Genomic DNA, 13,938 nt, shown 5'->3' with positions numbered 1-13,938 from the left:
ATGGCCACCGCCACCGACACCGTCACCAGTCCCGCGACCGCGCCGGCGCGGCGCCGGCTGGCGGATCGCGACGGCCTGCTGGCGTGGGGTTTCCTGCTGCCCAGCATCGTCTACATCGCCGCGCTGGTCGGCGTTCCGTTCGTGCTCGCCATCGCGTTCGCGTTCTCGGACGTGACGGCAGGGGACCCCTCCTACGATTTCGTCGGCTTCCGCAACTTCGAGCGGGTCTTCCACGACCCCGTGTTCTGGCGGGCGCTGGGCAACACGTTCGTGTTCACCCTCATTTCGATGGTCCTGATCGTGGTGCTGGGCAAGGTGCTCGCCAACATCCTCATCGCGGACTTCCGTGGCAAGTGGCTCGTCCGCTTCCTGGTCCTGCTGGCGTGGACGACGCCGGTGGCCCTGTCTTCGATCTCGTGGCTCTGGCTGCTCGATTCCATCTACTCGCCGATCGACTGGATGCTGCGGCAGTTCGGCGCGCTCGGTCCGGCGGAGAACATGTACTGGCTCGGCCAGCCCGGCCTGTCGATGGCCTCGGTGATCGTGGTCCATGTCTGGCGGCTGACCCCGCTCGCCGCGGTGATCATGATGGCCGGGCTGATGGCCATTCCGAAGGACATCGACGAGGCCGCGCGGGTCGACGGAGCCGGGTACTGGCGCCGGATGTTCGAGATCACCATCCCGCTGGTCCTCCCGGTGGCGGCGGTCGCCGCGCTGTTCGGTGCGATCTTCACGTTCACCGACATGGCGGTGGTCCGCGTGCTCACCCGCGGTGGCCCGAACGACGCCACGCAGGTGCTCGCCAGCTGGGCCTTTTATCGCGGCATCGACGGCGGCGACGTCGCCCAGGGCGCCGTCATCGCGCTGTTCCTGTTCCCGCTGTTGCTCGCCGCGGCGGTGCTCATCCTGCGCGCGGTGCGCCGGATCGAGGTGCGATGACCACCGCCGAGGAAGCCGGACGGCTGCGGCAGCGATACGCCAGGCGCCACGTGCTCGCCCGGGTGGGCCTGTACCTGACGGCGATCGTGGCGGCGCTGATCTGCGCGGCGCCCTTCCTGTGGAGCCTGATCACGGCGTTCAAGCAGAACCGGGACCTGTACAACCCCCAGAACAACCCGTTCGTGTTCAACCGGCCGCCCACCTCGGACCACGTCGGCTACCTGTTCACCGACACCGAATTCCTGACCTTCGTGGCCAACACCCTGCTGGTCGGGGTCCTCGTCGTGCTGATCACGCTCGCACTCGGCCTCCCCGCCGCGTACGCGCTGGCCCGGCTGGATCGACCGTGGTCCGGGCCCATGGCGATCGGTATCTTCCTCGTTTACCTCGTGCCGCCCAGCCTGCTGTTCCTCGCCTTGTCGCGGATCGTGGTGGCGGTCGGGCTCCAGGACTCGACGTGGTCGCTGGTCCTGATCTACCCGACCATCACCATCCCGGTCTCGGTCTGGCTGCTCATGGGATTCCTCAAGAACATCCCGAAGGACATCGAGGAACAGGCCATGGTCGACGGCTACAGCCGGGTGGGTGCGTTCGTGCGGGCCGTCCTGCCACTGGCGTACCCCGGCATCATCGCGGTGGTCGTGTTCGCATTCACCCTGACGGCGAGTGAGTTCATCTACGCGCTCGCCTTCGTCGCCCCGACGGACCAGATGTCGGTGAGCATCGGGGTGCCGACCCAGCTGGTGCGCGGTGACGTGTTCTTCTGGCAGTCGTTGCAGGGCGCCACCGTGCTGGTGGCCGTGCCGATCGCACTGGTGTTCACCTGGTTCCTGGACCGGTTCGTCGCCGGTTTCACGATGGGCGCGGTCAAGGAATGAGCAGCGGACTGGCTTCCTGACCCAGTACGGCCACCGGATTGACCTCGGGGGCCGCGCAACGTCTCGGGAACCTGACTGCGTCGATGCTTCGAGGTCGACGGCCGCCTAGGCTGGGCGCCGGAGATCACCGACCCGGGGAGTACGCAGACATGGCTGACGAGCCCGCCGCGCTGGCCGCGTTCGGTTACGAACTGGGGGTGCTCAAGCGCGTCCGCCGCAGTGGCTGGTGGCAGGCCGGCGTGCGCGACCCTGAGTCGGTGGCCGAGCACAGCGTGCGGGCCGCGCAGCTCGCGGCGCTACTGGCCGCGGAGGAAGGCGCGTCGCCCGAGCGCGCGGCGTTTCTGGCGATCTGGCACGACACGCAGGAGACCCGTACGGGTGATCTGCCGCATTCGGCCGGGCCGTACCTGGTGAAGCCGGACCCGCGGGCGATCACGGCGGACCAGACGGCGGCGTTGCCGTCGCGTTCGCGGGCGGTGGTGCGCGAGGCTGTCGACGAGTACGAGGCGCGGCAGTCCACTGAGGCGCGTTGCGCGAAGGACGCCGACAAGCTGGAAATGCTGCTGCAGGCCTTGGAATACCGCTCCGCGGGCGTGTCCACAGTAGACGAGTGGATCGACTCGGCGTCCACCGGCCTGTTCACGGAGACGGCCCGCCGTGTCGCCGCTGCGGCTTTGGCGCTGTCGCCGTTGTCCTGGCGCACTCTCTGATCACGGTTGGTTGGAAACTCGCCGGCCGGGGAATTCTTCCTGTGACTGACGGGAGGCAGAACGATGAAGTGGAGGATCACGGCAGCCTTGGCGGGCGCGGCGGCGGTCGCGGCCACGATCGGGTTCGCCGACGGCGCGAACGCGGCCACCGCGCCGTGCAGCGCCCAGGCGAAAGCCTGCGTGCAGCTGCACACCGGCACGGCCTGGCTGATGGACAACGGAAACGTCGTGCGCGGCGGTGTCCCCATCACGGTGGGCAAACCCGCGTACCCGACGCCGGCCGGCACGTTCCACGTGCAGTACAAGGACATCGACCACTACAGCAAGCAGTTCAACGGGCCCATGCCGTACTCGGTCTTCTTCACGACCACCGGGGTGGCGTTCCACCAGGGCAGCCTGAAGGTGCAGTCGCACGGCTGCGTCCACCTCTCCCACGCCGACGCGGTGGCGTTCTACAACGCACTCCACCCGGGTGACGTGGTCCAGGTGGTGAAGTAGGGCAGACGGTCGCGGGGTGGGGAGGTTCCCGCCCCGCGCGGTCGTGGTGGTCTGGACCCCGGTGCTGGCAGGATGGCCGGGTGACGGTGGGGCAGGGGGAACGGCTGGGCCCGGACTTCGCGCGCGTCTGGGCGGCGGCGTCGGTGTCCGTGGTGGGCGACGGCGTGCGGGTCGCGGTGCTGCCGCTGCTCGCGGTGGCCGTTTCGCCGACGGCGGGAGCCGTGAGTGCGGTCGCGGCGGCCGGGTCGCTGCCGTGGCTGGTGTTCTCGTTGTTCGGCGGCGCGCTGGCCGATCGCCACGACCGCCGGACGCTGATGTGGCGCACGGACGCGGTCCGCGCCGTCCTCGTGGCGGCGGCCGCGGGGTGGGTTTTCCTCGCGACGCCGCCGGTCGGGGTGCTGGTGGTGCTGGCGTTCGCGCTGGGGTGCGCGGAGACGGTGTTCGACAACGCGTCCACAGCGATGTTGCCCGATATCGTGGCGCCCGCAAGGCTTGACGCGGCGAACGGCCGCCTGCAGGGCAGTCAGGTGATCGGGCTGCAGTTCGTCGGGCCGCCGCTGGGGGCCGCGCTGTTCGCTGCTTCGGCTGGGGCGCCGCTGGTGGTGGACGCCGCGTCGTTCGCGGTGGCGGCTCTGCTGATGTGGTTCGTCCGGGCGCGGCCCGCGGTGCCGGCCCGTTCCGGCCGTTCGATGCGCGCGGAGATCGCCGAAGGCCTGCGCTGGCTCTGGGGTCACCACGGGCTGCGGCTGCTCGCGGTCGAACTCGGAATTGCCGCGCTGGCGGTGCAGCTGGCGACCTCGGTGCTGGTGCTGCTCGTCGTCGGGACGTTGCACGCGCCGGAGTTCGCCTACGGCTTGGTCCTCGCGGCGGGCGCCGCAGGTGGCGTGCTGGGGTCGTTTGTCGCAGGGTCGCTGAAGCGCCGGTTGCCGCTCGGTGCGCGCATCGGTCTCGCCATCGCGGCCATCGGCGGCGCCCTGGTGGTGACTTCGTTCGCGACGTCCGTGGTGCTCGTGGGCGGGATGTACGCGCTGGGCAGTTTCGGGATCGTCGTCTGGAACGTGCAGGCCGTGTCGGTGCGCCAGCGCCTGGTCCCGCGTGAGCTGCGTGGGCGTGTGAGCAGCGCCTACCGCCTCATCGGCTGGGGTGGCATCCCGCTCGGCGCGGCACTGGGCGGTGTCCTCGGTACCGCGGCGGGCGTCCGCACGCCGATACTGGTGGGTGGCTGCCTGGTGCTCGCTTCGCTCGTGCTGGTCCCGAAACTGGGGAAGCTGGAGCCGGACGCTCGCTAGGCTGGCCGGCATGGACCTCACCGTGCGGTACGGGCCGGAAACCGACCAGCTCGCCGACGTGTTTTTCCCGCGACCGCTCCCGCACCCCTCGTTCTCCTGCTGCACGGTGGATCCTGGCGGCTCGACGTCGACCGCGGATACCTCGAACCGCCGGCTCGGGCGTTGACGCGCCACGGGTTCGCCGTCGCCAATGTGGAGTACCGCCGGCCCGGTGGCGGCGGCGGCGCGCCCGAGACTTTCGCCGACACCGCTCTCGCCGTGGACACCCTGCCGGGCTTGATCGAGGGCGAGGCGCCGGGCCGGATCGACCCGGCGCGAGTGGTGGTGCTGGGACACTCGGCCGGCGGCACGCTCGCGCCGTGGGCCGCCCACCGGCCCGGCGCGCCCGGGGTCGTCGCGCTCGCCCCGGTGGCCGCGCTGGCCGACGCCCACCGCCGTGACCCCGAAGGTCCCGTCGACCGGCTGCTGAGTGGCGGACCGCAGGACGTGCCGGAGCGCTACGCCGAGTCCGACCCCGCCGCCTCGGCACACCGCCCGGGCCCGTCGTCCTCTTCCCCGGCGAGCTCGAAACCGCCCTGCCCACGCAGCTGTCTCGCGACTACGCCGCCGCTACCGGCGCGGAGCTGGTGCTGGTTCCCGGCGCCGGGCACCTGGACGTCGTCGTGGCGGACGGACCGGCGTGGCCCGCACTGGTCGGCGCCCTCGCCAAACTGTCCACAGTGGAGCTGTCCTGAATGGAATGTCCCTTGCCCGTCATCGGGTACGTCCGCACTGCCCGCACGGAACTCGAGCGCACGCCCGTGCAGGCCGGCGCCAACCGCGGTGAGGAGGGCGTGCTCGAGCTCGCCGCGGAGTACGTCGAAGGTCTCGACGGGCTGGCCGGCTTCGGCTACGCCTGGCTGCCGAGCTGGCTCGACCGCCCGGACCGGCCCCTGGCCAGCCTCACCCAGGTGCCCTACCTGCTGCGCCGCGCGCAACGGCTCATGGGCATCTTCGCGATGCGTGGGCCGCGGCGGCCGAATCCGATCGGGCTGAGCCTCGTTCGGATCGTGGAGGTCATCGGGAACACGGTGCGCTTCGCGGGTGTCGATCTGCTCGACGGCACGCCGATCCTCGACCTCATGCCCTATGTCACCGCCTTCGACCGCCCGCCCGGCGACCCTGGCTGCGGCTGGTTCGACGACGTCACGGTCGCCGAGGGCACCACCCCGGAGGATCTCGCGACGCCGGGCTGACGGGGGAGGTGTTAGCCGCGCTAAGGAATCCCCTCACAGAACGCCGCTGGTCGTGGCCGCGGAGCGAACCTAGCGTCGATCGCGGCCCTGATCCCCGACGACGCCAAGGAGACCCCAGTGGACGCCGGCACTCCCTCCATGATCCTGACGGCCGCGCTGATGCACGGCCTCGGCATGCACACCGGCGCGTGGATGGCACGCGAAGGCGATGCCGGTGACCACCTGACCCCCGGGCTGTACAAGGACATCGCCCGCACCGCCGAGGCCGGGAAGCTGCACGCGATCTTCCTCGCCGAGCAGATGACCAACCAGGAGGTCGGCACCGAGCGCCCGTGCGGCGCGCTCGACACCGTCACCGTGCTGTCGCTGATGGCCGGGATCACCGACAGGATCGGCCTGGTCGGCACCGCGTCGACCACCTACAACCAGCCCTACGACCTGGCGCGGCGCTTCGCGACGCTGGACCACCTCAGCCAGGGCCGCGTCGGCTGGAACTCCATCGCCACGCCGAACCCCACCGTGATCGAGATGTTCGGCGGCGGCAGCCACCCCGACCACGCGGAGCGCTATGCGCGCGCCGACGAGTTCATCGACGTGGTGCTCAAGCTGTGGGACAGCTGGGAGGAGGGCGCGCTCGTCGGTGACAAGGAGGCCGGCGTGTTCGCCGATCCCGACCGCGTGCACGAGATCAACCACGTCGGCGAGTACTTCTCGGTGAAGGGCCCGATGCCGTTCGCGCGCTCGCCGCAGGGCGGTCCGGTGATCTTCCAGGCCGGCTCGTCCGACCGCGGCCGCGACCAGGCCGCCAAGTACGCCGACGTGGTGTTCACCGCCCAGCACGTGCTCGAAGATGCCGTCGCGTTCCGCGACGACATGCGCCGCCGCGCCGCCGAATACGGCCGCCATCCCGACAGCATCAAGATCCTTCCCGACATGTCCGTGGTCCTCGGCGCCACCGAGAAGGACGCGCAGGAGCGCAAGCAGCTGATGGACGAGGTCTTCGGCGTCACCGCGAACATCAAGAAGCTGTCCAAGCGCGTCGGCCTGCCGGTCGAGGTGCTCAAGCTCGACGAGAAGTTCCCCGCCCACCTGCGCGGTCCCGACGCGGAGTTCACCGGCTCGATCGGCTTCCGCCGCAGCATCGTGAGCCTCGCGGTGAAGGAGGACCTGACCGTCCGCGAGCTCATCGGCAGCTACGGCGGCGGCCACCACCAGGTCGTCGGCACCGCGGAGCAGGTCGCCGACCAGATGCAGGAACGCCTGCTGGCCGGTGCGGCCGACGGCTTCACGCTCATGGTCGACATGCTGCCCTCGGGCGTGCACGACGCCGTCGAGATGCTGGTGCCGGAGCTGCAGCGGCGCGGCCTGTTCCACACCGACTACGAGCACGACACCCTGCGCGAGAGCCTGGGCCTGCCCGCCCCGGCGCTCGTCCCGGCCGGCTGAAGGAGCCGATCATGACCGTTGTCCCGATCACCGGGGGAGACCCCGTGCGCGTGCTGGGAATCGGCGGCACGCTGCGGCCGGGTTCGACGTCGGAGCGCGCGCTGCGGCACGCGCTCGCGGCGGCCGAGGCCGAGGGCGCCGAGACCGAGCTGATCACCGCCGCGGAGCTGACATTGCCGATGTACGACCCGGGTGTGGCCCCGCTGACCGGCGAGGCCGTGCGGCTGCTCGAAGCCGTCCGGCGCGCCGACGCCCTCGTGCTGTCCGTGCCCGGCTACCACGGCGGGATCTCCGGGCTGCTCAAGAACGCGCTCGACCACCTGCAGGAACTCGCCGACGACCCGGTGCCCTACCTCGACGGGAAGGCCGTGGGCTGCGTCGTCGCGACGGGCGGCTGGCAGGCCGGGGTCACCACGCTGACGTCACTGCGCTCGACGGTCCACGCCTTGCGGGGCTGGCCGACGCCGCTGGGGGTCGTGGTGAACTCGGCGACCAAGCCGTTCGACGCTGCGGGCGGGATCGCCGACGCGAAGGTCGGCGACCAGCTGGCCACGGTGGGCCGGCAGGTGTGCGGGTTCGCGCGGCTGTGGAGTGCCGCGTGACACTGTCACCGGCCCGGGAGCTGGTCGCGGCGAGCGGCGTCACGGACGCCGCCGCGGCCTTGGCCCGGGGAGAGATCGTGCTGGTCGCGGGCGAAGCGGGGGCGGCGCTGGTCGCCGCCGCCGGGCTCGTGACCGGCGAGACGGCGCGGTTCCTGGCCGCCCACGGCGGGCCGGTCGGCTGCGCGCTGCCCGGCACGTGGCTCGACCGGCTGCGGATCCCGGCGATGGTGCCCGGCTCCGACGTCCACGTCGGGGTGGGGCACGGGTCGCCGGCCCGCACACTGCGCGCGCTGGCCGATCCCGCGACGCGGCGCGAGGACTTCCGCGTGCCGGGGCCCGTGTTCCCCACCCGCACCCGCGAGCTCGGCGTGCTCGAACGCCCCGGCCTCGCCGAGGCGGCCGTGGACCTGGCCCGGATCGCGGGCCGCGAACCCGTCGCGGCCTTCGTGGAGCTCGATGCCGCGGCCGACGGCCTGCTATGGGTGACCGTCAGCGAAGTGGCGGCGTACCGGCGGGCGCGCGAACGGCTCGTCGAACGCGCCGCGGATGCGCGGCTTCCCTTGGCGTACGGCGGTTTCCGGGCGCTCGGGTACCGCGACCTCGTCGACGGCGGGGAGCACGTCGCCCTCGTGCACGGCGAACCGGGGCGCGGCTCGGTGGTGCGCGTCCACATGGAGTGCCCTGCCGGCGACGCCTTCGGCGCCCGGCACTGCGGGTGCGCGCAGGCCGTGCGCGATTCGCTCGACGAGATCACCCGCGCCGGATCGGGCGTGCTGGTCTACGTCCGCGGCCGCCGATCACTGTGGTCCACGCTCACCGGTCACCGGGTGCCGGACGGCCGGACGGACCACGTGGCGGGCCAGATCCTGCGCGACCTCGGTGTGGACGACTGACCGCATCCGGTGTTCCACTGTGGACTTCCGGCCGGGAACCGTGCCGCGAAACCGGGTTCGCGCCGCGCGCCTCACCCGAAACGGGTGAGGCCGCGCGCGTCGGACGGCGCCACCGCCGGGTGGCCGGGCGCACCGGTCCGCCGCTGCCCGCGCCCGCGCTGCCGGTGAGGCGGGCGGTGCGCGGGCCGGCGGGATATCTCGCCCTCAGCAGGTGATGGGGAAACCCGCCGTGGTTGAAAGGTTCAGGCGTCGCCGGGGGAAGGGACCCTGGTCGGTGCGAAGAGGACTGAACCATGGCGGGCGATAAGCGGGCCGAGCGGATCGCGGAGTTCATCAGGCCGCTGCGCGTCGAGCCGGGGTCGAAGGTCCGTCTCTCCCGGGACTTCGACCCGGCCTACCGAGGTGACGTGCTGCGCAAGAAGGACGGCCGCGAGCTGCTCGCGGCGGGAGTCACCCTGCTGGCGGACTACCAGCGGCGCCTGGCCGCCCAGAACACCTACGGCGTGCTGGTCTGCCTGCAGGCATTGGACGCCGGGGGCAAGGACGGCACGATCCGGCACGTGATGAGCGGCGTGAACCCGCAGGGCGTGCGGGTGAGCGGGTTCAAGGTGCCCTCGTCCGAGGAGCTGGACCACGACTACCTGTGGCGCTACGCGCGCCGGCTCCCCGCGCGCGGGGACATCGGGATCTTCAACCGGTCGCACTACGAGGAGGTGCTCGTGGTGCGCGTGCACCCGGAGCACCTGGACCACCAGCGGCTGCCCGCGTCGGCCCGGCGCGGGCACGTGTGGGCGCGCCGGTTCCGCGAGATCAACGACTGGGAACACTATCTGACCGACAACGGGTTCAAGATCGTGAAGCTGTTCCTCAATCTCTCGAAGGAAGAACAGCGCGCCCGGTTCCTCAGGCGGATCGACCGGCCCGACCGCAACTGGAAGTTCTCCGCGGCCGACGCCCGCGAACGCCGGTTCTGGGACGACTACCAGCGCGCGTTCTCCAAGGTGCTCTCGGCGACCAGCACGGAGTGGGCCCCGTGGTACGTGATCCCGGCCGACCGCAAATGGTTCGCCCGCACGTGCGCGGCCGCCGTCCTGGCGCACACCCTGATCGACATCGACCCCCAGTACCCCACGGTGAGCGACGAGCGGCGCGACGACCTCCTCGTCGCACGCGCGGAGCTGGAAAACGAAGCACCCGAAGGCGCGCCGGCCGACCCGTACGCGGCCGCCGCCGAGAAGAAGCGGCAGAAGAAGAAGAAAAAGAAGCACTGAAGGCCGCTGTTTCGGCTCACGGCGATCGGAGGGCGGAATGGTCGCACCGGAGCACGTGCCGGTGAAGGAGCACAACTGGTTCTCACGGACGCCCGGCGACGTGGCCTCGGCGTTCGGCGTCGACCTGGAGTTCGGGCTCTCGTCGGCGACGGCGGCCGAACGGCTCAGCGTGAACGGCCCCAACGCGCTGCCCGAGGAGAAACACGGCGGCGGCGACCAGGATGAGCTGCATGTAGCTGGTGTACTGGTCGAGGAACCGCAACCAGGCCGCTTTCGGCATGAGCCTGGTCGCGATGGTCGACCCGCCGCGGGAGCAGTCCAAGGCGGCGGTAGCCAGCGCGCAGGCGGCCCACATCCGGGTGCGCATGGTGACCGGCGACGACGTCACCACCGGTGCGGCGATCGCGAAGCAGCTCGGCATCCCGGGTGACGCGGTCCTGGGCTCGGAGTTCGCGGACCTGCCCGAGGCCGAACGGTTGTCCCGCATCGATGACATCGGCATCGTGGGACGCGTTTCCCCGGAACACAAGGTGATCCTGGCCGACACGCTCAAGAAGAAAGGCGACGTCGTCGCGATGACCGGCGACGGCGTGAACGACGCGCCGGCCATCAAAGCGGCGGACCTCGGGATCGCGATGGGCAGCGGCACCGACGTCGCGAAAAACGCGAGCCGGATGATCCTGTCGGACGACAACTTCGCGACGATCGTGTTCGCCGTCGAGCAGGGCCGCAAGATCTACGACAACCTCACGAAGTACATCCGCTTCGTCCTGGTGCTGCTGGTCGTGTTCGTGCTGACGTTCCTGGGCGCCCCCTGTTCAACATCGCCGCCGGGGAGCCGTTCACGCCGGCGCAGGTCCTGTGGATCCACTTCGTGGTGAACGCGCCATTCGGGTTCGCGCTCGGCTTCGACCGCGAAACACCGGGGCTCATGGGGCTGAAACCGCGGCCGCGCGGCGAGTCGGTGCTCACCCGCCCGGTGTTCGTCACCGTCGGGCTCTCCGGGCTGGTCGTGACCGTCGGACTGCTTTTGCTGCTTTCGCTGGGCCAGGCGTACTTCGGCAGCGCCGAGGTCGCCACCACGATCGCGTTCACGGCCTTCGCAATGTGCTTGATCGTGGCGGCGGTCGAATGCCGCAGCGAGACGGGGACCGCACTCACGATCGCCACGTTCGACAGCAAGCAGATGAACTGGGCGATGCTGGGCGAGTTCGTGCTCGCGGTGCTGGTCATCAAGATGGACGTCTTCAACAAGCTGCTGGGCACCACGGACCTGACGCTGACGGAGTTCTTCTGGGCCCTGGTCCCGGCGGTCGCGCTGCTGATCCTGTGGGAGGCCGGCAAGGCCGTGGCGCGGTGGCGGAAGGGGAGCGGCGCGCACCGGGTCAATCGCACGTGAGGAAAAAGTAAAGGAACCATTACCTTTCGTTGCCCGTTGTCAGGGCATGGAGCGCACGGTGATCGAGCTCGGGAGCCGCGACCTGCTCGTGGTGGCGGGACTGCCCGGAGCCGGCAAGACGACCCTGCTGCGCCACGCCGCCGGCTCCCTGCGCGTGCTCGATTCGGACCAGGTCCGCGGCCGCCTCGGAGCCGTGCTGCCCGCCGCCGTGCCGTACCGGCTCTACCGGCCGGTGGTGCACGTGTGCCACCGCGCGCGGATCGTGCTGTTCGCGGCTCTGCGACGCGGGCCGCTGGTCGTGCACGAGCCCGCCACCCGCGCGTCGACACGCCGGTGGCTAGGTCTGGTGGCCCGGGGCACCCGGCGTCCGGCGCGGTTGCTGTGGCTCGACGCGACCGCCGAGGAGGCGCTGGCCGGGCAGCACTGCCGGGCCCGGGTCGTGCGCAGCCGTTCGTTCGCCCGGCACGTCGCGAGGGCCGACGCAGTGCGTGCGGAGCTGCGCGCGGGGCGGGTGCCCCCGGGCTTCGGCAGTGCCCAGGTGCTCACCCGCACCGCCGCGTTGCACGCAGTGCTCAGGCCAGGCGCCGGCGGACCCACCAGAACGCCAGCGCCACGCACAGCGCGGCCAGCAGTACGAACAGACCCGCCTCGCACAGCTGCAACGTCCAGAACCGCCCGGCCGGTTGCACGGGGTAGAGCCGGGTGAACCCGGCCGCGGCCAGCCGGTCGACCGGCTCCATCCCCGGGATCGGGGGCCGCGGGATCCCGGCCAGGGCCAGGGTTTCGTTGTAGCCGTGGATCACCCCGGCTCCGTCGCGGAACACCTCCGTGCCGACGGTGAGGTCGCCGCCGTGGGTCTGCTCGGTGAGCACGGCGGAGAGCAACCGCGGGCGCACGAGGTTTTTCACGACCACGATCACCGGCAGGAAACCCACGAGCGCGACGGCCGCCCCGGCGAGCGTCCGCCGGAACACCGCACCACCCGCCACACCGAGCGCGAAGCCGAACAGGCAGGTCGCCGGAAACGAGACGAGGCCGAAGTCGAAGGTCGGGAACCAGCCGTCGAGCTGCGTGGCCGGCGCGTACCACCACGCGTACGCGGCGGCGAAGACGAGCCCGTAGGCCACGGAGAACGCACCGCCGAGCAGCAGCTTCGAGCCCAGCCAACGACCGCGGGTCACCGACTGCGTCCAAGTGAACCGGAACGTGTGGTGCTCCAGCTCCGTGGCCACGACGGGCGCGCCGAGGAACATGCCGAGCGCGGCGGGCAGGAGCGTCAGCAGCAGCTGCGCGTAGTTGTGCACGAAGGCGATCAGCGCCGGCCAGTCACCGCACCGCGGGTCCGGTGCACCGGCGAAGCAATCGGGCAGGTCCACTGTGGACAGCGATGACCGCATGCCGGCGCCCATCGCCACGTAGCCCGCGGCCAGTACAACGAACAGGACGGCGAGGCCTAGCAGCCGCGCCCGGTCCTGCCGCCAGGAAACCCAGATCACGCCGCGACCTCCTTCGGCCGCCCGGCCGCGAGGTGGTGCAGCACGAGGTCTTCCAGCGACACCGGCTCGGCGCGCCAGCCCGGCGGAAGCGCCGGCCGCGGACCGCGCAGGAGCATCGTGGCCGCGTCGCCCCGGCGTTCGCAGGACAGCGGGACGCTCCGGATCTCGTCCACAGTGGACGCCGGACCGGTGAGCCGCACGTGCTCCGCCATGAGGTCGTCGACGTCGCCGGACAGCACGACCCGGCCGTGATCGAGCACCACGAGGTGGTCGCACAGCCGCTCCAGCTCGGACACGACGTGCGAGGACAGCACGACCGTGCAGTCGTGGTCGGCCTTCGCCGCCATCAGGCTGCCCATGAGGTCGCGGCGGGCGAGCGGGTCGAGGCTCGCGACGGGCTCGTCGAGCACCAGCAGCTCCGGGCGCCGCGCGAGGGCCATGCTCAGCGCCACCTGCGCCCGCTGGCCGCCGGAGAGCTCACCGACGCGGCGTCCCAGCGGAATGTCCAGCTCGCGCACGCGATCGAGGGCCGCTCGGTGGTCCCAGCGCCGGTTGAGGCGGCGGGCGGCTTCCAGCATCTCACGGACACGGAACGACTCGTAGAGCGAATGCCGCTGGTCGAGGTAGGCGACGCCGTCGGACGGCGCACCAGGCTTCACCGCGCGGCCGAACAGTTCGAGGTCCCCGGTCGAGGGCCGCAGGAGCCCGGCCAGGAGGTTGAGCAGGGTCGACTTCCCCGCACCGTTGGGCCCGACGAGGCCGACCACACGACCCTCGCCGATTTCGAGTGTGCAGTCCCGAAGCCCCCAGGTGCGACCGTAGCGCCGGCCCAGGGCATGGGTCGCGATCGCCGCTGTGCTCACTCGTTCTCCTTCCCGGAACGTTTCCCGATGCGCAGGAGCACGGACGAGACGAGGGCCTCGACGTCGGCGACGGTCAGGCCCGACCCGCGGGCCTCGTTGATCCACCGCTCGAACCCGGCGCGCAGCTGCGCCTGCCGTTCGGGCGACACGCCTGCCGGGTCGTCGCGCGCGACGAACGTGCCCATCCCGGGCCGGCCGCGCACGATGCCGCGGTGGTCCAGCTCGCGATACGCCTTCTGCACGGTGTTCGGGTTGATCACGAGCTGGCGCGCGACCTCCTTGACCGTCGGCAGCCGGTCGCCCCGCTTGAGCTCACCGAGCCGCACGGCGTGCTCGACCTGCCGCACCAGCTGCAGGTACGGCGGCACACCCGAACCACTCTCGAACCGGAACTCGAACACCGTGTCCGTTACCCCTGA

16 protein-coding genes and 3 pseudogenes are annotated in these 13,938 nt (G+C 71.3%); 16 read left to right on the top strand and 3 right to left on the bottom strand.

Annotated elements, in window-relative coordinates:
- From QRX50_RS33965 to QRX50_RS49895, 16 genes and pseudogenes are all read left to right on the top strand, one after another.
- Positions 1-939 carry a carbohydrate ABC transporter permease gene (locus QRX50_RS33965; protein ID WP_285967196.1) on the top strand — a complete coding sequence of 313 codons (939 nt, stop codon included), beginning with the start codon at positions 1-3 and terminating at the stop codon, positions 937-939.
- A complete protein-coding gene (locus QRX50_RS33960; protein ID WP_285967195.1) occupies positions 936-1,817 on the top strand; it encodes a carbohydrate ABC transporter permease in 882 nt (293 codons plus the stop codon). Before QRX50_RS33965 ends, QRX50_RS33960 begins: the two co-directional genes overlap by 4 nt.
- 149 nt (positions 1,818-1,966) lie before the next feature.
- Positions 1,967-2,527, top strand: coding sequence for an HD domain-containing protein (locus QRX50_RS33955; RefSeq protein ID WP_285967194.1), 561 nt, complete (start codon positions 1,967-1,969; stop codon positions 2,525-2,527).
- A gap of 63 nt (positions 2,528-2,590) precedes the next feature.
- Complete coding sequence (locus QRX50_RS33950; RefSeq protein WP_285967193.1) at positions 2,591-3,025, top strand: L,D-transpeptidase; 435 nt, start codon at positions 2,591-2,593, stop codon at positions 3,023-3,025.
- Positions 3,026-3,105: 80 nt separating this feature from the next.
- The gene (locus QRX50_RS33945) at positions 3,106-4,314 is read left to right on the top strand and encodes an MFS transporter (protein WP_285967192.1); all 1,209 of its coding nucleotides are present in this window, start codon (positions 3,106-3,108) and stop codon (positions 4,312-4,314) included.
- Between the two features lie 10 nt (positions 4,315-4,324).
- Entirely contained in the window at positions 4,325-4,480 is a 156-nt protein-coding gene (locus tag QRX50_RS33940) for a hypothetical protein (RefSeq protein ID WP_285967191.1), read from the top strand.
- Positions 4,411-4,641, top strand: a pseudogene (locus QRX50_RS49905) (alpha/beta hydrolase); the annotation flags it as partial. The gene QRX50_RS33940 and the pseudogene QRX50_RS49905, both read left to right, overlap by 70 nt.
- Before the next feature lie 419 nt (positions 4,642-5,060).
- Positions 5,061-5,549: a tRNA (N6-threonylcarbamoyladenosine(37)-N6)-methyltransferase TrmO gene (gene tsaA / locus QRX50_RS33935; protein ID WP_285967190.1), complete on the top strand. Its 489-nt coding sequence runs from the start codon at positions 5,061-5,063 to the stop codon at positions 5,547-5,549.
- 117 nt (positions 5,550-5,666) lie between these two features.
- Entirely contained in the window at positions 5,667-6,995 is a 1,329-nt protein-coding gene (locus QRX50_RS33930) for an NtaA/DmoA family FMN-dependent monooxygenase (RefSeq protein ID WP_285967189.1), read from the top strand.
- A gap of 11 nt (positions 6,996-7,006) precedes the next feature.
- Positions 7,007-7,597 carry an NADPH-dependent FMN reductase gene (locus tag QRX50_RS33925; protein WP_285967188.1) on the top strand — a complete coding sequence of 197 codons (591 nt, stop codon included), beginning with the start codon at positions 7,007-7,009 and terminating at the stop codon, positions 7,595-7,597.
- Positions 7,594-8,490 carry a 3,4-dihydroxy-2-butanone-4-phosphate synthase gene (locus QRX50_RS33920; protein ID WP_285967187.1) on the top strand — a complete coding sequence of 299 codons (897 nt, stop codon included), beginning with the start codon at positions 7,594-7,596 and terminating at the stop codon, positions 8,488-8,490. The genes QRX50_RS33925 and QRX50_RS33920 overlap by 4 nt, the downstream gene beginning before the upstream one ends.
- Before the next feature lie 293 nt (positions 8,491-8,783).
- The gene (locus QRX50_RS33915) at positions 8,784-9,761 is read left to right on the top strand and encodes a polyphosphate kinase 2 family protein (protein WP_285967186.1); all 978 of its coding nucleotides are present in this window, start codon (positions 8,784-8,786) and stop codon (positions 9,759-9,761) included.
- A gap of 37 nt (positions 9,762-9,798) precedes the next feature.
- A pseudogene (locus QRX50_RS49900) lies at positions 9,799-9,909 on the top strand (hypothetical protein); the annotation flags it as partial.
- Positions 9,910-10,039: 130 nt separating this feature from the next.
- Entirely contained in the window at positions 10,040-10,642 is a 603-nt protein-coding gene (locus QRX50_RS33905) for an HAD-IC family P-type ATPase (RefSeq protein WP_285967184.1), read from the top strand.
- Positions 10,636-11,160 carry a cation-translocating P-type ATPase C-terminal domain-containing protein gene (locus QRX50_RS33900; protein WP_285967183.1) on the top strand — a complete coding sequence of 175 codons (525 nt, stop codon included), beginning with the start codon at positions 10,636-10,638 and terminating at the stop codon, positions 11,158-11,160. Before QRX50_RS33905 ends, QRX50_RS33900 begins: the two co-directional genes overlap by 7 nt.
- A 46-nt stretch (positions 11,161-11,206) precedes the next feature.
- A pseudogene (locus QRX50_RS49895) lies at positions 11,207-11,557 on the top strand (P-loop nucleotide/nucleoside kinase family protein); the annotation flags it as partial.
- A gap of 175 nt (positions 11,558-11,732) precedes the next feature.
- Here the strand turns inward: QRX50_RS49895 and QRX50_RS49890 are convergent.
- Genes QRX50_RS49890 through QRX50_RS33885 form a run of 3 tightly spaced genes read right to left on the bottom strand, consistent with a single transcriptional unit; the run spans position 11,733 to position 13,920 of the window.
- Entirely contained in the window at positions 11,733-12,656 is a 924-nt protein-coding gene (locus QRX50_RS49890; RefSeq protein WP_353074020.1) for an ABC-2 membrane transporter-related protein, read from the bottom strand.
- The gene (locus tag QRX50_RS33890; protein WP_285967181.1) at positions 12,653-13,519 is read right to left on the bottom strand and encodes an ABC transporter ATP-binding protein; all 867 of its coding nucleotides are present in this window, start codon (positions 13,517-13,519) and stop codon (positions 12,653-12,655) included. The genes QRX50_RS49890 and QRX50_RS33890 overlap by 4 nt, the downstream gene beginning before the upstream one ends.
- Positions 13,516-13,920 (bottom strand): GntR family transcriptional regulator, encoded by a 405-nt coding sequence (locus QRX50_RS33885; RefSeq protein WP_285967180.1) that lies wholly within the window; start codon positions 13,918-13,920, stop codon positions 13,516-13,518. The genes QRX50_RS33890 and QRX50_RS33885 overlap by 4 nt, the downstream gene beginning before the upstream one ends.
- Between the last annotated feature and the right edge of the window lie 18 nt (positions 13,921-13,938).

Origin of the sequence: Amycolatopsis sp. 2-15 (assembly GCF_030285625.1) — a bacterium.
Classification (GTDB): Bacteria; Actinomycetota; Actinomycetes; order Mycobacteriales; family Pseudonocardiaceae; genus Amycolatopsis; species Amycolatopsis carbonis.
This window is presented reverse-complemented; position numbering and strand designations above follow the sequence as displayed.